General features: G+C 55.9%; 17 protein-coding genes. 13 read left to right on the top strand and 4 right to left on the bottom strand.

What is annotated here, in order from left to right; all coding sequences use genetic code 11:
* Nucleotides 1-124: 124 nt before the first annotated feature.
* Together yfcF and yfcD are read left to right on the top strand one after the other, a co-directional pair.
* Complete coding sequence (gene yfcF / locus ACNY69_RS06045; RefSeq protein WP_418797583.1) at nt 125-739, top strand: glutathione transferase; 615 nt, start codon at nt 125-127, stop codon at nt 737-739.
* 135 nt (nt 740-874) lie between these two features.
* Nucleotides 875-1,399: an NUDIX hydrolase YfcD gene (gene yfcD, locus ACNY69_RS06040; protein WP_293772003.1), complete on the top strand. Its 525-nt coding sequence runs from the start codon at nt 875-877 to the stop codon at nt 1,397-1,399.
* Between the two features lie 96 nt (nt 1,400-1,495).
* Here the strand turns inward: yfcD and pta are convergent, their stop codons facing one another.
* Together pta and ackA are read right to left on the bottom strand one after the other, a co-directional pair.
* Nucleotides 1,496-3,625 (bottom strand): phosphate acetyltransferase, encoded by a 2,130-nt coding sequence (gene pta, locus ACNY69_RS06035; protein WP_111140465.1) that lies wholly within the window; start codon nt 3,623-3,625, stop codon nt 1,496-1,498.
* 85 nt (nt 3,626-3,710) lie between these two features.
* Nucleotides 3,711-4,913, bottom strand: a complete 1,203-nt coding sequence (gene ackA / locus ACNY69_RS06030) for an acetate kinase (RefSeq protein ID WP_111140466.1) — start codon at nt 4,911-4,913, stop codon at nt 3,711-3,713.
* Nucleotides 4,914-5,250: 337 nt separating this feature from the next.
* Between ackA and yfbV the strand changes: the two genes are divergently transcribed.
* From yfbV to ACNY69_RS06015, 3 genes are all read left to right on the top strand, one after another.
* Complete coding sequence (gene yfbV, locus ACNY69_RS06025) at nt 5,251-5,703, top strand: terminus macrodomain insulation protein YfbV (protein ID WP_111140467.1); 453 nt, start codon at nt 5,251-5,253, stop codon at nt 5,701-5,703.
* Nucleotides 5,704-5,848: 145 nt separating this feature from the next.
* Entirely contained in the window at nt 5,849-6,343 is a 495-nt protein-coding gene (locus tag ACNY69_RS06020; protein WP_111140468.1) for a YfbU family protein, read from the top strand.
* Nucleotides 6,344-6,356: 13 nt separating this feature from the next.
* The gene (locus ACNY69_RS06015; protein WP_111140470.1) at nt 6,357-7,016 is read left to right on the top strand and encodes a sugar phosphatase; all 660 of its coding nucleotides are present in this window, start codon (nt 6,357-6,359) and stop codon (nt 7,014-7,016) included.
* A 27-nt stretch (nt 7,017-7,043) separates the two neighbouring features.
* Here the strand turns inward: ACNY69_RS06015 and yfbR are convergent, their stop codons facing one another.
* Together yfbR and ACNY69_RS06005 are read right to left on the bottom strand one after the other, a co-directional pair.
* Nucleotides 7,044-7,643: a 5'-deoxynucleotidase gene (gene yfbR, locus ACNY69_RS06010; RefSeq protein WP_111140469.1), complete on the bottom strand. Its 600-nt coding sequence runs from the start codon at nt 7,641-7,643 to the stop codon at nt 7,044-7,046.
* A 69-nt stretch (nt 7,644-7,712) separates the two neighbouring features.
* Nucleotides 7,713-8,930, bottom strand: a complete 1,218-nt coding sequence (locus ACNY69_RS06005; protein WP_293771996.1) for a pyridoxal phosphate-dependent aminotransferase — start codon at nt 8,928-8,930, stop codon at nt 7,713-7,715.
* 961 nt (nt 8,931-9,891) lie between these two features.
* Between ACNY69_RS06005 and lrhA the strand changes: the two genes are divergently transcribed.
* From lrhA to nuoH, 8 genes are all read left to right on the top strand, one after another.
* Nucleotides 9,892-10,815 (top strand): transcriptional regulator LrhA, encoded by a 924-nt coding sequence (lrhA, locus tag ACNY69_RS06000; RefSeq protein WP_003854247.1) that lies wholly within the window; start codon nt 9,892-9,894, stop codon nt 10,813-10,815.
* Between the two features lie 638 nt (nt 10,816-11,453).
* Nucleotides 11,454-11,897: an NADH-quinone oxidoreductase subunit A gene (locus ACNY69_RS05995; protein ID WP_003854246.1), complete on the top strand. Its 444-nt coding sequence runs from the start codon at nt 11,454-11,456 to the stop codon at nt 11,895-11,897.
* A gap of 15 nt (nt 11,898-11,912) precedes the next feature.
* Nucleotides 11,913-12,590 carry a NuoB/complex I 20 kDa subunit family protein gene (locus ACNY69_RS05990; RefSeq protein ID WP_009089012.1) on the top strand — a complete coding sequence of 226 codons (678 nt, stop codon included), beginning with the start codon at nt 11,913-11,915 and terminating at the stop codon, nt 12,588-12,590.
* Between the two features lie 113 nt (nt 12,591-12,703).
* Nucleotides 12,704-14,503 (top strand): NADH-quinone oxidoreductase subunit C/D, encoded by a 1,800-nt coding sequence (nuoC, locus tag ACNY69_RS05985; RefSeq protein WP_293771992.1) that lies wholly within the window; start codon nt 12,704-12,706, stop codon nt 14,501-14,503.
* A gap of 2 nt (nt 14,504-14,505) precedes the next feature.
* A complete protein-coding gene (gene nuoE, locus ACNY69_RS05980; RefSeq protein WP_111140112.1) occupies nt 14,506-15,021 on the top strand; it encodes an NADH-quinone oxidoreductase subunit NuoE in 516 nt (171 codons plus the stop codon).
* Between the two features lie 2 nt (nt 15,022-15,023).
* Nucleotides 15,024-16,364, top strand: coding sequence for an NADH-quinone oxidoreductase subunit NuoF (gene nuoF / locus ACNY69_RS05975; protein ID WP_208721853.1), 1,341 nt, complete (start codon nt 15,024-15,026; stop codon nt 16,362-16,364).
* A gap of 112 nt (nt 16,365-16,476) precedes the next feature.
* Nucleotides 16,477-19,200, top strand: a complete 2,724-nt coding sequence (gene nuoG / locus ACNY69_RS05970; RefSeq protein ID WP_418797578.1) for an NADH-quinone oxidoreductase subunit NuoG — start codon at nt 16,477-16,479, stop codon at nt 19,198-19,200.
* The gene (nuoH, locus tag ACNY69_RS05965; RefSeq protein WP_009089020.1) at nt 19,197-20,174 is read left to right on the top strand and encodes an NADH-quinone oxidoreductase subunit NuoH; all 978 of its coding nucleotides are present in this window, start codon (nt 19,197-19,199) and stop codon (nt 20,172-20,174) included. The genes nuoG and nuoH overlap by 4 nt, the downstream gene beginning before the upstream one ends.

The following is a 20,174-nucleotide window of genomic DNA, read 5'->3' as shown; positions in this document are numbered from 1 at the left end:
ACTCTATCGTGCGTCGCGTCGCGCTTTCTTCTTCCGGCAGCAGAGATCGGATGAGCCCGCCGTTGCCTTCCCAAAAAAAAATCGGTAAACATGATGCAACCCTGACAGCCAATTGAGGTAACCGATGAATTATCCGCCCATCACCCTGTGGTCCGATTCATCATTTTTCAGTCCTTACGCCATGTCGGCCTATGTTGCTCTCTCCGAAAAAGGGATCCCCTTTCAGCTTAAACGCGTCGATTTGTCTCAGAATCAGCAATATGCCGAGGCGTACCGCGCGCTGTCGCTGACCTGCCGGGTTCCGACCCTGCAAATCGATACTTTTCTGTTAAGCGAATCTTCGGCAATTACCGAATATCTCGAAGAGCGGTTCCCGGCACCCGAATTTGAACGCCTGTATCCCCGTGACCGGGAGAAGCGCGCCCGCGCCCGGGAAATCCAGGCCTGGCTGCGCAGCGATTTTCTCTGGATCCGTCAGGAGCGACCGACCGAGGTGCTGTTTGCCGGAGAACGCTTTGCGCCGCTGACGGCCTCTGCGCAGCAGGCGGTGGATAAACTGATTACCGCGGTCGAGCGCCTGCTGCCGGACGGGCAGCAGAACCTGTTTGGCGAGTGGTCCATTGCCGATACCGATCTGGCGGTGATGCTTAACCGGCTGGTCCTGCATGGCGACCCCTTGCCCGCTCGTCTTCGGCATTATGCTGAGTTTCAGTGGCAGCGAGCCTCGGTACAGCTGTGATTAGCAGAAAGTGGTAAAAATCGGTAAGCGCCAGGGCTTGCTCAGGCTGGCGGAAGTGATTACCTTACGCCACATAAAAATAACGACGTGGCAAACTGCGTACCCAGGTGTACGCCAAACTGGAAAGGGTTACTGATGGTGGATCAAACCGCGGGTGACGGCATCGAGTGGGTCGATATCGTTAACGAAGAGAATGAAGTCGTTGCTCAGGCGACACGCGCGCAGATGCGTGCTCAGTGTCTGCGTCATCGTGCCACCTATATCGTGGTTCATGACGGCATGGGCAGGATTCTGGTGCAGCGCCGCACTGAGATAAAAGATTTTATGCCGGGCAAGCTGGATGCGACCGCAGGCGGCGTAGTGCAGAGCGGTGAAGATATGCTTGAATCTGCGCGCCGTGAAGCAGAAGAGGAGCTGGGGATTGCCGCGGTGCCGTTTGCTGAGCATGGCAAATTCTACTTCGAAGATCAGCACTGCCGCGTCTGGGGCGGTCTCTTCAGCTGCGTCTCGCATGGGCCTTTCGCCATGCAGGAGTCGGAAGTCGATGAGATTATCTGGATGACGCCCGATGAGATCACTGCGCGCTGTGACGAGTTCACTGACGATTCGCTGAAAGCGCTGTCACTCTGGATGAGCCGCAACGGCGATAACCGCGCCTGAGTGAACGCTCCCGGTCGCGTGACCGGGCGTATTGCCGGCTAACCGGCAAAAAAAAAGGCATGCCCTGCGGCATGCCTTTTTCGTGAGCACCAGAGGTTAGCCTTCCGCCTGCTGGGACTGAATGGCGGTCAGAGCGATGGTATAGACGATGTCATCTACCAGTGCGCCGCGCGACAGGTCGTTGACCGGCTTACGCATACCCTGCAGCATCGGCCCGATAGAGATCAGGTCAGCTGAACGCTGTACCGCTTTATAGGTGGTGTTACCGGTGTTGAGATCCGGGAAGATGAACACCGTTGCGCGACCGGCAACCTGCGAGTCTGGCGCTTTCGATTTCGCCACATCTTCCATGATCGCGGCGTCATACTGCAGCGGACCATCAATCACCAGATCCGGACGTTTCTCCTGAGCGATACGGGTCGCTTCACGGACTTTCTCCACATCGCTGCCTGCACCTGATGTGCCGGTAGAGTAGGAGATCATCGCCACGCGCGGATCGATGCCAAAGGCTTTGGCAGAATCGGCTGACTGAATAGCAATCTCTGCCAGCTGCTCAGCCGTTGGATCGGGGTTAATCGCGCAGTCACCGTAGACCAGCACCTGCTCCGGCAGCAGCATAAAGAACACGGAGGAGACCAGTGAGCTGTTCGGGGCGGTTTTGATCAGCTGCAGTGGCGGACGAATGGTGTTGGCGGTGGTGTGTACTGCACCGGACACCAGACCATCGACTTCGCCGCTCTCCAGCATCATGGTGCCCAGCACCACGTTATCTTCCAGTTGCTCCTGAGCGACCACTTCGGTCATGCCTTTATTCTTACGCAGTTCGACCAGGCGCGGCACGTAGTTTTCACGCACCTGTTCAGGATCAACAATCTCTACGCCTTTACCCAGTTCAACACCCTGAGCCGCAGCGACGCGCTGGATCTCATCCGGGTTGCCCAGCAGAACGCAGGTCGCGATACCGCGTTCGGCACAGATGGCGGCGGCTTTCACCGTACGCGGCTCATCGCCCTCTGGCAGCACCACGCGTTTGCCCGCTTTACGCGCCAGCTCGGTCAGCTGATAGCGGAAGGCTGGCGGTGAAAGGCGACGGCTGCGCTCTGAGGTGGCGGTCAGGGACTCAATCCACTCCGCGTTGATGTAGCCGGCGACATACTCCTGCACCTTCTCGATGCGCTGCGTATCGTCAGCCGGCACTTCCAGGTTGAAGCTCTGCAGGCTCAGTGAGGTCTGCCAGGTATTAGTTTTCACCATAAACACCGGCAGGCCGGTCTGGAAGGCGCGTTCACAAAGACGGGCGATGCGGTCGTCAATCTCGTAGTTACCGGTCAGCAGGATGGCACCGATCTCAATGCCGTTCATGGCGGCCAGACAGGCGGCGACCAGCACATCGGGGCGGTCGGCTGAGGTGACCAGCAGTGAGCCCGGACGGAAATGTTCCAGCATGTGCGGGATACTGCGCGCGCAGAAGGTAACCGATTTTACCCGGCGGGTCTGAATCTCACCTTCGTTAATGATGCGGGCATCCAGATGGCGGCACATATCGATCGCACGGGTTGCGATCAGATCAAAGCTCCACGGTACGCAGCCCAGCACTGGCAGCGGGCTGTCCGAAAAGAGCTGTTTAGGATCGATGTTGGCGATGCTGGCTTTGGACGAGTCATCGAAAATCTCTGACAGGTCAGGGCGGGTACGCCCCTGATCGTCAACCGGCGCGTTGAGTTTGTTGATGATCACGCCGGTGATATTTTTGTTCTTCTGGCCGCCGAAGCTGCTCTGTGTCAGCTCGATGCGCTCTTTGAGCTGTGCCGGAGAGTCATTGCCCAGCGCCATCACGAAGACGATTTCCGCGTTCAGGGTTTTGGCGATTTCATAGTTCAGCGCGTTGGCGAACTGATGTTTACGGGTCGGCACCAGACCCTCAACCAGCACCACCTCAGCATTCTGGCTGCTGGCATGGTAACGGGAGATGATCTCTTCCATCAGCGCATCCTGCTGGTTCGAACCCAGCAGTGATTCCACGCGTGACATCTGCAGCGGTTCGGCGGCAGGAATGGAGGAGTTTTTACGGATGATGGTGGTGGTCTGATCCGGGTTGTCGCCGCCGCTGCGTGGCTGGGCAATCGGCTTGAATACGCTGAGGCGGACGCCTTTGCGCTCCATCGCGCGGATCACACCGAGACTGACGCTGGTCAGGCCGACGCTGGTGCCGGTCGGAATGAGCATTATTGTACGTGACACGTTTAAACCTCTCAGTCATGGCTGGGTGTCAGAAACAACGCCGTCAGCCTGGGCTGACGGCGAAAAGGACTCAGGCGGTCAGACGCGCGGCGTCCTGGGCGATGACCAGCTCTTCGTTGGTCGGGATCACCAGCGCCGGGCGGGTGCCTTCCTTATTGATGTAGCCTGACTTGCCGAAACGGGCTGCCAGGTTGCGATCGTGGTCAACATCAAAGCCGAGCAGCGCGAGCTTTTTCAGTGAAAGTTCACGCACCATCGCGGCGTTCTCACCAATGCCGCCGGTAAAGACCACGGCGTCAAGGCGGCCATCCATCAGCGCAGTGTAGCTGCCGATATATTTCGCCAGACGATGACAGAAGACATCCATCGCACGCTTCGCATCTTCTTTAGTGGCGTAGTTATCTTCCACGTAACGGCAGTCGCTGGTCACTTCGGTCAGGCCCAGCAGGCCGGACTCTTTGGTCAGCAGTTTATTGATGGCGTCGACGCTCATGCCCAGGGTGTCGTGCAGGAAGAAGACGATGGCCGGGTCGATGTCACCGCTGCGGGTGCCCATGACCAGACCTTCCAGCGGGGTCAGACCCATGGAGGTGTCTACGCACTCGCCGTTGCGAATCGCGGAAACGGAACCGCCGTTGCCGAGGTGACAGGTAATGATGTTCAGTGACTCAAGCGGCTTGTTCAGCATTCTGGCGGCTTCGTGGGTCACGTAGAAGTGGCTGGTGCCATGCGCGCCATAGCGACGGACGCCATGCTCTTTATACAGTTTGTACGGCAGGGCGTAGAGATAGGACTCTTCCGGCATTGTCTGATGGAAAGCCGTGTCGAATACCGCCACATTCTTATCTGACAGGTGAGGGAAGTTTTTCATCGCTTCATCAATCCCGATCAGGTGAGCCGGATTATGCAGCGGTGCAAAAGAGGCGGCATCTTTAATGCCCTGAACTACCTCTTCCGTAATGACGACAGACTGCGTCAGCTTCTCGCCACCGTGAACGATGCGATGACCGATTGCAGCAATTTGTGCCGACAGCTCAGGTTTTTGTGCCAGAATGGTTTTAACGATAAAGTTCAGCGCTTCGCTATGCGCTGCGCCAGCACCCAGAGGCGCTTCCTGTTTTTCGCCTTCCAGCTTCCATTTGATGCGGGCTTCAGGAAGGTGGAAACATTCTGCCAGGCCCGACAGGAATTCTTCACCGCTTGCAGGGTTAAGGATGGCAAACTTGAGGGAAGAGCTGCCACAGTTCAGGACCAGAACTAACTTACTCGACATGGAAGTACCTATTTTTTGAGAGTGGCTAAATAAAACGCAATCAGACTAACAGCGTAGCCCATGAAAGCTGGTAGATTAATGACAAACATCATGCGGTAGACAGAATTCTGCTTTTCCGCAAAAAATTTCGTTAATCTTACGTGAAAATTTGAAAATTGCCTTGTCAAAAATAGGGCTCAGGCCTCTTCCCAAAGGCGCATTCCGCATCCGAAGGGTATCGGAGCGGCGTCAGGATAGCCGGAGTCCCCTTTAAAGACAAAAATAATTGAAGGATGTCACGTAAAGTTGTGTAGTTGTAACTATTTTTTAATCTTTGCAGTATTAGTTGAGGTGAGCCATGGCGAATGAATCTGGCAGTACCAGTTGGTTTCGGATATTTCAGCGCGGCCAGCACTATATGAAGACCTGGCCTGCTGATAAGCGCCTGGCACCCGTGTTCCCGGAAAATCGCGTTTCAACGGCGACCCGTTTCGCCATTCGTTTTATGCCGCCTCTGGCGATCTTTACGCTGACCTGGCAGATTGCGATGGGCGGGCAGTTAGGTCCGGCCGTGGCGACGGCGCTGTTTGCCTGCAGCCTGCCGATGCAGGGGTTGTGGTGGCTGGGTAAACGCTCTGTCACGCCACTGCCGCCGACGCTGCTGAACTGGTTTCACGAAGTGCGTACCCGGCTGGAAGAAGCGGGGCAGGCGATCGCTCCGGTAGAGGGCAAGCCAACCTATCAGGCGCTGGCCGATCTGCTGAAGCGCGCGTTTAAACAGCTCGACCGCACTTTCCTCGACGATCTCTGATCTTTCCCGGGCTGGCGGTATAATATTTACCGCTGACCTGCGGCCAAATCAATGAAAGGCGATACGGCGATGTCCGTGTCGCTGACGCTATGCAATCATCACGCTATTGTCGGTTAACTGAGCGGTCTCTGACCGGGAGCGAATGATGGAAATGACCCATGCACAGCGTTTGATACTCACCAACCAGTATAAAATCATGGCCATGCTTGAACCGGAGAATGCCGAGCGCTTTCGCCGCTACCAGACCATTATCGAACGCGGTTACGCGCTGCAGATGCGGGAGCTGGACAAGGAGTGTGGCGAACTCAGCGAAACGGTCTGCCGGACGGTTATCGACATCATGGAAATGCATCACGCGCTTCACGTCTCCTGGTCGAATCTCAAAGAGCGCCCGCAGCTGGATGAACGGCGGCTCGCTTTCCTGGGCTTCGATGCCGTCACAGAAGCCCGCCTGCTGGGCTATGTACGCTTCATGGTCAATACAGAAGGGCGTTACACTCACTTCGAATCCGGTACGCACGGCTTTAATGCGCAGACCCCGATGTGGGAAAAGTATCAACGCATGCTGGCTTTATGGCAGACTTGTCCGCGCCAGTACCATTTGAGTGCAAATGAAATTGCGCAAGTGATTAATGCCTGATGAGGAGGAGCGCGTGACCTACAGAGGTTTTCTTTTTGATTTAGACGGCACGCTGGTGGATTCCCTGCCAGCCGTTGAACGAGCCTGGAGCCAGTGGGGTGCCCGTCATGGCATCGCGGCGGATGAGATTCTGGATTTCATTCACGGCAAACAGGCGATTACCTCTCTGCGTCATTTTATGGCAGGCCAGCCGGAAGCCGCGATTCAGGCAGAGTTTATCGCGCTGGAACAGGCGGAGGCGGCGGACACAGAGGGCGTGCAGGCGCTGCCAGGCGCAGCATCGCTGCTAAACCAGCTGAATGCGCTGCAGATCCCCTGGGCGATCGTCACGTCCGGCTCAATGCCGGTGGCGCATGCGCGTCATCGGGCTGCGGGCTTACCGACGCCTGACGTGTTCATTACGGCGGAGCAGGTTGCAAAAGGAAAACCCGAGCCCGATCCCTATCTGCTGGGCGCGGAGAAGCTCGGCTTAGCGGCATCATCCTGTGTGGTGGCCGAAGATGCTCCCGCAGGGATCGTATCCGGCCTGAGCGCGGGCTGTGCGGTGGTCGCGATCAAGCCCTCCGCGCACACGCCACGCCTGGATGAGGTCGCGCTTCAGCTCGACTCACTGGCCCAGCTGGCGATAACCCGTAAGTCTGACGGCAGCTTCAGCTTCGGTCAGAAAGAGTAAGCAGAGCCCGGCGGCCTGGCCGTCGGGTTACAGCGGTGTCTCCTGCGAGATCTCATCCAGTGACAGGCTGAAACTCGGAATAAATACCTCAACGAAGTAATCCATCTCCGGTGAACGCCGCTGCGCCAGCGTCTTCTCCAGCCGCGCTTTGGCCAGTAAGAACTCGTTGTTCCCGGCAGAGAGCTCCTCAAGGCATTTTACATAAGCACAGAGCGCATCCGCCTGCTTTACGACGGCCTGCTCCTCTTCGCTGTGCTGATGCTCGTCGATCAGCGGCGCATAGATCGCCTGAAACTCTTCGGGCAGCATCGCGATCAGCTTCTGCTGGGCAATCTTCTCGATCTTCTTATATTCGTGGGCGATCTGCGCGTTGTAATACTTCACCGGCGTTGGTAAATCCCCGGTGAGTACCTCACTGGCGTCGTGATAGAGCGCCAGCATCGCAATGCGATCGGCATTGAGCGTTCCGCTGAACTTAAGGTTTTTGATCACGGCCAGGGCGTGCGCCACCATGGCGACCTGCAGGCTGTGCTCGGACACATTTTCGGTACGCACATTGCGCATCAGGGGCCAGCGATTGATCAGCTTAAGACGTGAGAGGTGAGCAAAGAAATGGCTTTGAGTCATGCGCGTTCCTGTTGGCCGGCAGGGGAGAGATCGGCTCTCCCCAAATAGCGTCAGTATACGCGCGCGTGATTACTGACGATAGCCTTGCAGGAAACGGCCAAACTTATTGATCGCCATCTCCAGATCGTCCACACGCGGCAGCGTCACGATGCGCAGATGATCGGGCCACGGCCAGTTAAACGCGCTGCCCTGAACCAGCAGCACTTTCTCCTGCAACAGGAAATCCAGCACCATCTTCTGGTCGTCGAAGATATTGAATTTTTTTGCGTCAATTTTCGGGAACATATAGAGCGCACCCTGTGGCTTCACACAGCTGACGCCCGGGATGTCGTTAATCAGTTCCCACGCGCGCTGGCGCTGCTCATAAAGACGACCGCCCGGCATGATAAATTCGCTGATGCTCTGATAGCCGCCCAGTGCCGTCTGAATAGCATGCTGTGCCGGCACATTGGCGCAGAGACGCATAGAGGCGAGCATCTCAAGCCCTTCAATGTAACCTTTTGCATGCTTTTTCGGCCCGTTCAGCACCATCCAGCCCTGACGGAAACCGGCAACGCGATACGTTTTGGAAAGGCCATTGAACGTAACCGTCAGCAGATCGGGTGCCAGTGCCGCAATAGAGTGATGCTGGGCCTCGTCATAGAGGATCTTGTCGTAAATCTCATCGGCGAAGATGATCAGGTTGTGCTGACGCGCAATCTCCACCACTTCCAACAACAGCTCTTTGCTGTACACCGCGCCGGTCGGGTTGTTGGGGTTGATAATGACGATCCCGCGCGTGCGGGGAGTGATCTTGCTGCGGATATCATCCAGATCCGGGAACCAGCCTGCTGACTCGTCACACAGATAATGCACTGCTTTACCGCTGGAGAGCGAAACGGCGGCGGTCCATAAGGGATAGTCCGGGGCGGGCACCAGCATCTCATCGCCGCTGTTCAGCAGCGCCTGCATCGCCTGTACGATCAGCTCTGAAACGCCGTTACCAATGTAGATGTCCTCTACCGTGACATCGCGCATCTCGCGCGCCTGGTAATGCTGCATGATCGCTTTACGGGCGGAATAGAGACCCTTGGAGTCGCAATAGCCCTGCGCGCTGGGCAGATTACGAATCACATCAACCAGAATCTCATCGGGCGCTTCGAAACCAAACGGCGCGGGGTTGCCGATGTTCAGTTTAAGAACTTTGTTGCCTTCTTCTTCGAGGCGCTTCGCCTCTTTCAATACCGGACCACGGATGTCATAGCAGACGTTATCGAGTTTTCCGGATTTATCAATTTGAAAAGTCATTGTTACCGCCTTAATGGGCAGCATCCTTTCGGCTGCCACAGAAATCGAACCAGCACAATGTACTCTCCTCACGGACACAAAAGAAGGGCGGTGCCCCGTTTTGGCGGGTTCAACAACTTTTCGCCCGGCGCACAGCGTAAAAATGATAGAGTGGGGAGAAGGGCGGTTAATAAAACCACTATTGATTACTGTTTCGATATTTTAATCTGGTGAAAGCCGAGCCCAGCCCACATATCGCTTTGCAGATGGTCGGGCAATAAAGAGGGTACGCCGCAACGTTTTTCCCGGAACAGGAAATACCCACTTAGTGAAATAGTTAAAATATATTTTACAAACGATCAATTTTCAGGCGTTTTTGGGCTATCCGCCAGGATGACGCCTTAACAGCGCTTAAGGGTCGCCATTTTAAGGCCACGCAAGCGCGGAAAAAGTGCCTGAAGAAGAGGCGCATATGAGACTCAGGTCGCACGATTGTGAGCCGCACTTAACACTTCCTCACTAAATTTCAGAATGCTGAAGGCTTAAAAAGTGATCAGTAATGTGGCATAAGGGTCCGTAAATGCCTTTGGCACAAAATTTACAGCGCTTTTCACAAAATCATTTCCATTTTGAAGTCAAAAATGATTAAGTATAATTTATTATTTAATGCACTTTGCCGCATCGTTCTGCCAGCGAGCAAAGCGTTATTTTTGTCCCGTCCGACACGTCCGGAGGGAATTGAGACAATTACGCAGCTTCCTGCATTTCCGCACCCAGTGCCATTGGTTCAGAAGTTGTCTCTGTCTTGAGGCGCATTGTGACCCCGTCAGGAGCGTCATCAGTGCAGGCTCCACATGAAAATTTCTTTGTGCCAGTCTTCACACAGGACTGTCATTGAGCACCATTACTGCTTATCACTTTGATAAGCCTGTAATAACACCAGGGTAGTAGTTCGTAAAAATCTTATAAGTGAAGAAAAAACATGACTAATGCAAATCGTCCGATACTGAATCTCGACCTCGATCTGCTGAGAACTTTCGTTGCCGTTGCGGATTTGAATACCTTTGCAGCTGCCGCTGCAGCGGTCTGCAGAACCCAGTCAGCAGTCAGTCAGCAGATGCAGCGTCTGGAACAATTGGTAGGTAAAGAGCTGTTTGCCAGACATGGACGTAATAAGTTGCTGACAGAGCACGGGATCCAGCTTTTAGGCTATGCCAGAAAAATCCTTCGTTTCAACGATGAAGCCTGTACCTCTCTGATGTACAGCAATATTCAGGGTGTCCTGACCATCGGTGCCTCTGATGATACCTCAGACACGATTCTGCCGTTCCTGCTGAACCGGGTGACCTCGGTTTATCCGAAGCTGGCAATCGATGTGCGGGTCAAACGTAATCCATTTATGATGGAGATGCTGAATCAGGGTGAAGTGGACCTGGTTGTGACCACCTCCAGCCCGGGCAACTTTACCTATCAGGTACTGCGTACTTCACCCACATTGTGGTACTGCGCCGCAGACTATATCTTCCAGCGCGGCGAAGCCATTCCGCTGGTGCTGCTGGATGAGCCAAGCCCTTACCGTGACATGGCGATCGACCACCTCAATGAGGCGGGCATTCCGTGGCGTATCTCCTATGTGGCTTCGACCCTGGCTGCTGTTCGTGCCGCGGTGAAAGCAGGCCTGGGCGTCACCGCACGTCCGGTAGAGATGATGAGCCCGGAACTGCGTGTGATGGGGGCGGCCGAAGGTCTGCCGGTACTGCCGGATACGCAGTATCTGCTGTGCCGCAATCCTGACAGCGACAATGAGCTGGCGCTGGCTATCTTTAATGCCATGCAGTCCACCAACGATCCTTATAACCTGAGCAACAACCCGGACGGTGCGCTGCTGCTGGATGACGAAGAGTAATATCGTTAACGTGTTCTCCTCAATGTCCGCTGGGCTGTCTTAATAAACGCTTATAAATAAGCCTCTCGTTCCCTGAAGAGAACGAGAGGCTTTTTTATGCCTGATTCCCTCTTTTTACCTTTTTTCAGTTAACCCTCCTGCCTTTATCCTGTCTGTAAATTCCACTCAAGCCTGAACTGAAATTTATCAGCCGAAAAAATGAACGCGCCGTTTCGTATCGCCATTTGAAGTGGAGAATTTTCACGCAAAAAGGGCAAAAGTGTGTTCTGGATCAAGAAAATACCCCTGGTAAGGGGAAGGAAAACAGAGTGATACCTGTCAAAATATGTTTGTTAAATGCACGATCCATGCATGTGAATACCCGCTACACTAAAATTAACCCTACAGACTGAAGCGATTTAGCTGGAAAGCGGGGCATCATTTGTTAATAATATGATGCAGGTGTGAAATAATGTTTGGATACTTTTGTCAAAGTTGACAAAAGGTTATAGAAAGGAGTAAAAAACCCCATAAAATTGCTGTTTATTAAATAATAACAGCAACATTTAAAAGGTTTTTACCCTTCCCTTGAATCGATGTGGTCAGTTTGCTGCGGGAAACGCGTGCAGGATGCCAGCGCCACTTTTGATGAGTAAGCAATGAGTATGTCAACTACCACCGAAATCATCGCTCAGCACTGGGCGTTTATCGTCTTTATCGTTATTGCCTTTGGCCTGTGTGCTTTCATGCTGACCGGAGGATGGCTGCTTGGCGGCAGAGCACGCGCACGCTACAAAGATACGCCATTCGAATCGGGCATCGAATCCGTTGGTGATACCCATATCCGCCTGTCGGCAAAATTTTATCTGGTTGCGATGTTTTTCGTCATCTTCGACGTCGAAGCCCTCTTTTTGTACGCATGGGCGACCTCGATCCGTGAAAGCGGATGGGTCGGCTTTGTGGAAGCCGCAATTTTCATTTTGGTGCTCCTGGCGGGTCTGGTCTATCTGGTACGCATCGGCGCACTGGACTGGGCGCCAGCTCGCCGTCGCGTAGTGGTGAAAACGACTACGGTCAGTCACACCAATCCTCATAAGCAGTAAAAGAGAGGCAATAAGATGGACTATACGCTCACCCGCATAGACCCGAACGGTGGTGAGAACGACCGTTACCCTCTGCAAAAGCAGGAAATCGTCAGTGATCCGCTGGAGCAGCACGTTCACCGCAGCGTTTACATGGGCAAACTCGAAAATGCCCTGCATGACATGGTGAACTGGGGACGTAAAAACTCACTCTGGCCTTATAACTTCGGCCTGTCCTGTTGTTACGTGGAAATGACGACCTCGTTCACCGCGGTTCACGACGTCGCCCGTTTCGGTGCAGAAGTTATGCGTGCCTCGCCACGTCAGGCTGACTTTATGGTCATCGCCGGCACCCCTTTCACCAAAATGGCACCAGTGATTCAGCGCCTCTACGATCAGATGCTGGAACCGAAATGGGTCATCTCCATGGGCGCCTGTGCGAACTCCGGCGGCATGTATGACATCTATTCGGTTGTGCAGGGCGTCGATAAATTCCTTCCGGTTGATGTTTATATTCCAGGCTGCCCGCCACGTCCAGAAGCGTACATGCAGGCGCTGCTGCTGCTGCAGGAGTCGATCGGCAAAGAGCGCCGTCCGCTCTCATGGGTAGTGGGCGATCAGGGCGTTTATCGCGCCAATATGCAGTCGGAGCGTGAAAGAAAACGCGGCGAGCGCATCGCAGTCACAAACCTGCGCAGCCCGGACGAAGTTTAACACCGTATGGATGGACAATCGCGCCTGCAGCAGAACATCACAATTTAATGCATGGCCCCATCCTGACGCCTTCATTTGAGTGCCTGAGACCAGGCCGGAATGGTGAGTAACGTATGACAGATTTGACCACGCAAGATCTCGCTCAGCCATCATGGCAAACCCGTGATCACCTCGATGACCCGGTGATCGGCGAGTTGCGTAACCGTTTTGGGCCGGATGCCTTTACCGTTCAGCCAACCCGTACCGGTATTCCGGTGGTGTGGGTAAAGCGTGAACAGATACTGGAAATCACCGAATTCCTGCGTAAATTACCCAAGCCTTACGTCATGCTGTATGACCTGCATGGCGTCGATGAGCGTTTACGTACCCACCGCGCAGGCCTGCCTGCAGCGGATTTTTCCGTTTTCTATCACCTGCTGTCGATTGAACGCAATCGCGACATCATGCTCAAGGTGGCGCTGTCTGAAAATGACATGCACCTGCCCACCATTACCCGCCTGTTCCCGAATGCCAACTGGTATGAGCGTGAAACCTGGGAGATGTTCGGGATTACTTTTGACGGTCACCCGCACCTGACGCGCATCATGATGCCGCCGACCTGGGAAGGGCATCCGCTGCGCAAAGATTACCCGGCGCGCGCGACCGAATTTGATCCCTTTACGCTCACCAAACAGAAAGAAGATTTAGAGATGGAGGCGCTGACCTTCAAGCCCGAAGACTGGGGCATGAAGCGCAGTACCACCAACGAAGACTTCATGTTCCTGAACCTCGGGCCTAACCACCCGTCTGCGCACGGTGCGTTCCGCATCATTCTGCAGCTGGATGGTGAAGAGATCGTCGACTGCGTTCCCGACATCGGTTATCACCATCGTGGTGCCGAGAAGATGGGCGAGCGCCAGTCCTGGCACAGCTACATTCCTTACACCGACCGTATCGAATACCTCGGTGGCTGCGTCAACGAGATGCCTTACGTTCTGGCGGTGGAAAAGCTGGCCGGTATCGTGGTGCCCGATCGCGTTAACGTGATCCGCGTGATGCTCTCTGAGCTGTTCCGCATCAACAGTCATCTGCTCTATATCTCCACCTTTATTCAGGACGTCGGCGCCATGACGCCGGTGTTCTTTGCCTTTACCGATCGTCAGAAAATCTACGACGTGGTCGAAGCCATTACCGGTTTCCGTATGCACCCGGCCTGGTTCCGTATCGGTGGCGTGGCGCACGACCTGCCGCGCGGCTGGGAACGTCTGCTGCGTGACTTCCTGGACTGGATGCCGAAGCGCCTGAAAGAGTATGACAAGGCCGCACTGCGTAACTCGGTGCTGATTGGCCGTTCTAAAGGCGTCGCCGCTTACAATATGGAAGAGGCGCTGGCGTGGGGGACCACCGGTGCCGGTCTGCGCGCCACCGGTCTGGACTTCGACGTGCGTAAATGGCGTCCTTATTCAGGCTACGAAAACTTCGATTTTGAAATCCCGGTCGGATCGGGCGTCAGCGATGCCTACAGCCGTGTTCAGCTGAAGATGGAAGAGATGTGGCAGTCGCTGCGTATTCTTGAGCAGTGCCTCAACAATATGCCAGAAGGGCCGTTCAAGGCGGACCACCCGCTGACCACGCCGCCGCCGAAAGAGCGCACGCTGCAGCACATCGAAACCCTGATCACGCACTTCCTGCAGGTTTCGTGGGGACCGGTCATGCCCGCCAATGAATCCTTCCAGATGATTGAGGCGACCAAAGGGATCAACAGCTACTACCTGACCAGCGACGGCAGCACCATGAGCTACCGCACCCGCGTGCGTACGCCAAGCTTCCCGCATCTGCAGCAGATTCCTTCGGTAATCCGCGGCAGCCTGGTATCCGACCTGATTGTCTATCTGGGTAGTATCGATTTTGTTATGTCAGACGTGGACCGCTAATTATGCACGATCAACACATTGCCATTAAAACGATCGACCCTAACGAGGTCTTCGTGCTGAGCGCGGAAGAACATCACGCCATCGAGCACGAAAAACACCACTATGAAGATGCGCGTGCAGCCTCAATCGAAGCGCTGAAGATCGTGCAGAAGCAGCGCGGCTGGGTGCCGGATGGCGCTATCAACGCGATTGCTGAGGTGCTGGGCATTCCGGCCAGTGACGTGGAAGGCGTGGCGACATTTTACAGCCAGATCTTCCGTCAGCCGGTTGGCCGTCATGTGATTCGTTACTGTGACAGCGTGGTCTGTCATATCACGGGTTATCAGGGCATTCAGGCTGCGCTGGAGCAGCAGCTGAACATTAAACCAGGCCAGACGACGGCCGATGGCCGCTTTACGCTGCTGCCAACCTGCTGTCTGGGCAACTGTGACAAGGGGCCAACGATGATGGTGGATGAAGATACACATGTTCATCTGACGCCGGAAGGCATCCCGACTTTGCTGGAGCAGTATCAATGACAATGAAAACGATCATTCGTACTGCTGAAACCCATCCGCTGACCTGGCGGATGCGTGATGACAAACAACCAGTCTGGTTTGACGAATACCGCAGCAAAAACGGCTACGCCGGTGCGGATAAAGCGCTGAAGACCATGTCACAGGATGAAATTGTCGCAGCCGTTAAAGATTCCGGCCTGAAAGGGCGCGGCGGTGCAGGCTTCTCTACCGGACTGAAGTGGAGCCTGATGCCGAAAGATGAGTCGATGAACATCCGTTACCTGCTGTGTAACGCCGATGAGATGGAGCCGGGCACCTATAAAGACCGTCTGCTGATGGAACAGATGCCGCACCAGCTGGTGGAAGGCATGCTGATCAGCGCCTTTGCCCTGAAAGCGTATCGCGGCTACATCTTCCTGCGCGGCGAATATATCGAAGCTGCGGTGCATCTGCGTCGTGCGATTGCCGAAGCGACTGAGGCGGGCTATCTGGGGAAAAATATTCTCGGAACCGGTTTCGACTTTGAGCTGATCGTCCACACCGGTGCGGGCCGTTATATCTGCGGTGAAGAGACGGCGCTGATTAACTCGCTGGAAGGCCGTCGTGCTAACCCGCGTTCCAAACCGCCATTCCCGGCGAGTGCGGGCGCGTGGGGTAAACCGACCTGCGTCAACAACGTCGAAACCCTCTCCAATGTCCCGGCAATTCTGGCTAACGGCGTGGAGTGGTACAAAGGCATCTCGAAAAGCGAAGATGCCGGCACCAAGATGATGGGCTTCTCCGGACGGGTGAAAAATCCCGGCGTCTGGGAGCTGCCATTTGGTATCACCGCGCGTGAAATTCTTGAAGATTATGCCGGTGGCATGCGCGACGGACTGAAGTTTAAAGCCTGGCAGCCCGGTGGCGCCGGTACGGACTTCCTGACCGATCAGCATCTGGATCTGCCAATGGAGTTCGCCAGCATCGGTAAAGCCGGAAGCCGTCTGGGTACCGCGCTGGCGATGGCGGTGGATCACGAAATCAACATGGTCTCGCTGGTGCGCAATCTGGAAGAGTTCTTTGCGCGCGAATCGTGCGGCTGGTGTACGCCTTGCCGTGATGGTCTGCCGTGGAGCGTAAAAATTCTGCGTGCGCTGGAGCAGAAGCAGGGTCAGCCTGGTGATATCGAAACGCTGCTGCAACTCTGCCGTCAGCTTGGCCCGGGTAAAACCTTCTGTGCGCATGCGCCGGGTGCGGTTGAGCCACTGCAGAGTGCCATCAAATATTTCCGTGAAGAGTTTGAAGCCGGCATGGCACCGCAGGTGTTTGGTAATACCCGCGCAATTGGCGGTATTCAGCCTAACCTGCTGAAAGCACGCTGGTAATCCGCCGCAGAACACGGAACAGGCCTGGTGCCGCCGCCCCGACAATGTCGTGTGTCGGGGCAAGAATATGATTAACGCTCGTCTCTGACGAGCCTTACGGAAGCATGTCACTATGGCTACAATTCATGTAGACGGTAAAGAGTATGATGTGAACGGAGCGGACAACCTGCTACAGGCATGTCTTTCTCTGGGCCTTGATATTCCTTACTTTTGCTGGCATCCGGCGCTGGGAAGCGTTGGGGCCTGCCGCCAGTGTGCGGTAAAGCAATTCCAGAATGCCGAAGATACCCGTGGTCGTCTCGTCATGTCCTGCATGACGCCGGCCTCTGACGGCACATTCATCTCCATCGATGATGGCGAAGCGAAAGAGTTCCGCGAAAGCGTGGTGGAGTGGCTGATGACCAACCACCCACACGACTGCCCGGTGTGCGAAGAGGGCGGTAACTGTCACCTGCAGGATATGACAGTGATGACCGGCCACAGTTTCCGCCGCTATCGCTTCACCAAACGTACCCACCGTAATCAGGATCTCGGTCCGTTTATCTCCCATGAGATGAACCGCTGTATCGCCTGCTACCGCTGCGTGCGTTACTACAAAGATTATGCCGACGGCAAGGATCTGGGTGTCTACGGTGCGCACGACAACGTCTACTTCGGCCGCCCGGAAGATGGCACGCTGGAGAGCGAATTCTCCGGCAACCTGGTGGAGATCTGCCCGACCGGCGTCTTCACCGACAAGACCCACTCCGAACGCTATAACCGTAAATGGGACATGCAGTTTGCGCCGAGCATCTGTCAGCAGTGCAGCGTCGGCTGTAACACCAGCCCGGGTGAGCGCTATGGCGAACTGCGCCGTATCGAAAACCGCTACAACGGCAGCGTCAACCACTACTTCCTCTGCGACCGTGGCCGCTTCGGCTATGGCTACGTGAACCGTAAAGATCGTCCGCGTCAGCCGATGCTGCTGCGTGGCAACGACTGGGTCACGCTGAACGCCGAACAGGCGGTCAACGCCGGTGCCGATCTGCTGCGTCAGGCGAAAAAAGTGATTGGTATCGGCTCGCCGCGCGCCAGCATCGAAAGCAACTTCGCGCTGCGTGAGCTGGTCGGTGCAGAAAACTTCTCGACCGGGATGCCCGCCGATGAGCAGGCACGTCTGGAACTGATGCTGAAAGTGCTGCGAGAAGGTGGGATCTATACGCCATCGCTGCGCGAAATTGAAAGTTACGATGCGGTGCTGGTGCTGGGTGAAGATCTGACGCAGGTCGGCGCCCGCGTCGCCCTGTCGGTGCGTCAGGCGGTGAAAGGCAAAGCCCGCGACATGGCGGCGGCGCAGAAAGTGGCTGACTGGCAGATCGCTGCGATCCTGAACATCGGTCAGAACGCGAAGCATCCGCTGTTTGTCACGCACGTCGATGAAACCCGTCTGGATGATATCGCCGCGTGGAGCTATCGCGCGCCGGTTGAAGATCAGGCGCGTCTCGGCTTCGCGATCGCCAGCGCGCTGGATGAATCCGCGCCTGCGGTTGCCGATTTCGACAGCGCGCTCAGCGGAAAAATGGATGTGGTCGTTCAGGCGCTGGCCGGAGCGAAAAAACCGTTAATTATCTCCGGCACCCACGCGGGCAGCACGGCGGTAATTGAAGCCGCAGCGAACGTGGCCAGAGCCCTGAAAGCGCGCGGCGCGGATGTCGGCATTACCCTGCTGGCCGATCACGCTAACAGCATGGGCCTGGGCATGATCGGCGGTAATCCGCTGGAGCATGCGCTGGAGCAGCTGAGCAGCGGTGAAGCGGATGCGCTGGTCGTGCTGGAAAACGATCTCTATCGCCATGCGCCAAAAGCGCAGGTGGACGCCGCCCTTGCCCAGACCACCAACGTTATCGTGGTTGACCATCAGCGCACTGCAACGCTGGAAAAAGCCGGTCTGGTGCTGTCGACCGCCAGCTTCGCGGAGAGCGATGGCACCTCGATCAACCATGAAGGTCGCGCTCAGCGTTTCTTCCAGGTTTACGATCCGGCGTACTACGACAACAGCGTGGTGATGCTGGAGAGCTGGCGCTGGCTGCATTCGCTGCACAGCACCCTGGAAAGCCGTCATGTGGACTGGACGCAGCTCGATCATGTGATCGATGCCGTGGTGGCCCGTCTGCCGCAGCTGGCTGGCATTAAAGAAGCGGCACCGGATGCCAGCTTCCGTATTCGCGGTCAGAAACTGTCGCGCTCGCCTATTCGTAACAGCGGACGCACAGCGGCACGCGCCAATATCAGCGTGCATGAACCGCGCCAGCCGCAGGATCAGGACACGATGTTCGCCTTCTCTATGGAAGGGAACAACCAGCCTTCGGCGCCGCGTTCGCAGATTCCGTTTGCCTGGGCGCCAGGCTGGAACTCACCGCAGGCGTGGAACAAGTTCCAGGCCGAAGTGGGCGGCAAACTGAGTCACGGCGATCCGGGCGTGCGCCTGTTTGACGCCAGCAGCGCTCAGCTGCCGTGGTTCACCACCGTTCCGGCTGCCTTCAGTCGTGATGCGCAGTGGCGCGTAGCACCGCTTCATCGCCTGTTCGGCAGCGAAGAGATGTCACAGCGTTCACCGGTCTTCCAGCAGCGTATGGCCGAGCCTGCGCTGGTGATTAACCCGGAAGATGCAGCGAAACTGGGCCTGAACCAGGGCGCAGCGGCAGAGTTCAGCTGTGCCGGTGAAACCGTGCGTCTGCCGGTTCGTCTCTCGGCGTCACTGCAGGCGGGACAGATTGGCCTGCCGCTGGGCATGCCGGGCGTTCCGCCATTCCTGGCGAACGGTAAAATTGAGACTCTGCAGGAGGCGGCGCAATGAGCTGGTTAACACCGGACGTTATCGACATTCTGCTGGCCATTGTTAAAGCCATCGTCATTCTGCTGGTGGTCGTGGCCTGCGGCGCGTTCATGAGCTTCGCCGAGCGTCGTCTGCTCGGCCTGTTCCAGAACCGTTACGGACCTAACCGCGTAGGCTGGGGCGGCTCGCTGCAGCTGGTCGCGGACATGATCAAGATGTTCTTTAAAGAGGACTGGGTCCCGCCGTTTACCGATCGCTTTATCTTTACCCTGGCGCCGGTTATCGCCTTCGTTTCACTGCTGCTGGCCTTTGCTATCGTGCCGGTGTCGCCGACCTGGATGGTGACAGACCTGAACATCGGTCTGCTCTTCTTCCTGATGATGGCGGGCCTGGCCGTGTATGCCGTGCTGTTTGCTGGCTGGTCGAGTAACAACAAATACTCGCTGCTGGGTGCTATGCGCGCCTCGGCGCAGACCCTGAGCTATGAAGTGTTCCTGGGGCTGTCGCTGATGGGCGTCGTCGCACAGGCGGGCTCGTTCAATATGAACGACATCGTTAACAGCCAGACGCATCTGTGGAACATCATCCCGCAGTTCTTTGGTTTCGTGACCTTCTGTATTGCGGGCGTGGCGGTGTGTCACCGTCACCCGTTTGACCAGCCGGAAGCGGAACAGGAGCTGGCAGATGGTTATCACATCGAATATGCCGGTATGAAGTTCGGCCTGTTCTTTGTCGGCGAATATGTGGCTATTACCACCGTATCAGCCTTGATCGTGACGCTGTTCTTTGGTGGCTGGCACGGCCCATTCCTGCCGCCGTTCATCTGGTTCGCCCTGAAAACGGCGTTCTTTATGATGATGTTCATCCTGATCCGTGCTGCGCTTCCGCGTCCACGTTACGATCAGGTGCTGTCATTCGGCTGGAAAGTGTGTCTGCCGTTGACGCTGCTGAACCTGCTGGCTACGGCCGCAGTGATTCTCTACACAGCGTCGTAA

The organism is Pantoea graminicola, assembly GCF_048452665.1.
Classification (GTDB): Bacteria; Pseudomonadota; Gammaproteobacteria; order Enterobacterales; family Enterobacteriaceae; genus Pantoea.
Note: the sequence above shows the minus strand (reverse complement) of the source record. Positions and strands in the feature narration are given on the sequence as shown.

Bases quoted from the DNA above. Each gene is read 5' to 3' on its own strand.
- ACNY69_RS05990 (WP_009089012.1), top strand. From the start codon at position 11,913: ATGGACTATACGCTCACCCGCATAGACCCGAACGGTGGTGAGAACGAC.
- yfcF (WP_418797583.1), top strand. From the start codon at position 125: ATGAATTATCCGCCCATCACCCTGTGGTCCGATTCATCATTTTTCAGT.
- nuoG (WP_418797578.1), top strand. From the start codon at position 16,477: ATGGCTACAATTCATGTAGACGGTAAAGAGTATGATGTGAACGGAGCG.
- ACNY69_RS06020 (WP_111140468.1), top strand. From the start codon at position 5,849: ATGGAAATGACCCATGCACAGCGTTTGATACTCACCAACCAGTATAAA.
- yfbR (WP_111140469.1), bottom strand. From the start codon at position 7,643: ATGACTCAAAGCCATTTCTTTGCTCACCTCTCACGTCTTAAGCTGATC.
- yfbV (WP_111140467.1), top strand. From the start codon at position 5,251: ATGGCGAATGAATCTGGCAGTACCAGTTGGTTTCGGATATTTCAGCGC.
- ACNY69_RS06005 (WP_293771996.1), bottom strand. From the start codon at position 8,930: ATGACTTTTCAAATTGATAAATCCGGAAAACTCGATAACGTCTGCTAT.
- nuoF (WP_208721853.1), top strand. From the start codon at position 15,024: ATGAAAACGATCATTCGTACTGCTGAAACCCATCCGCTGACCTGGCGG.
- lrhA (WP_003854247.1), top strand. From the start codon at position 9,892: ATGACTAATGCAAATCGTCCGATACTGAATCTCGACCTCGATCTGCTG.
- ackA (WP_111140466.1), bottom strand. From the start codon at position 4,913: ATGTCGAGTAAGTTAGTTCTGGTCCTGAACTGTGGCAGCTCTTCCCTC.
- nuoC (WP_293771992.1), top strand. From the start codon at position 12,704: ATGACAGATTTGACCACGCAAGATCTCGCTCAGCCATCATGGCAAACC.
- ACNY69_RS05995 (WP_003854246.1), top strand. From the start codon at position 11,454: ATGAGTATGTCAACTACCACCGAAATCATCGCTCAGCACTGGGCGTTT.
- pta (WP_111140465.1), bottom strand. From the start codon at position 3,625: ATGCTCATTCCGACCGGCACCAGCGTCGGCCTGACCAGCGTCAGTCTC.
- nuoE (WP_111140112.1), top strand. From the start codon at position 14,506: ATGCACGATCAACACATTGCCATTAAAACGATCGACCCTAACGAGGTC.
- yfcD (WP_293772003.1), top strand. From the start codon at position 875: ATGGTGGATCAAACCGCGGGTGACGGCATCGAGTGGGTCGATATCGTT.
- nuoH (WP_009089020.1), top strand. From the start codon at position 19,197: ATGAGCTGGTTAACACCGGACGTTATCGACATTCTGCTGGCCATTGTT.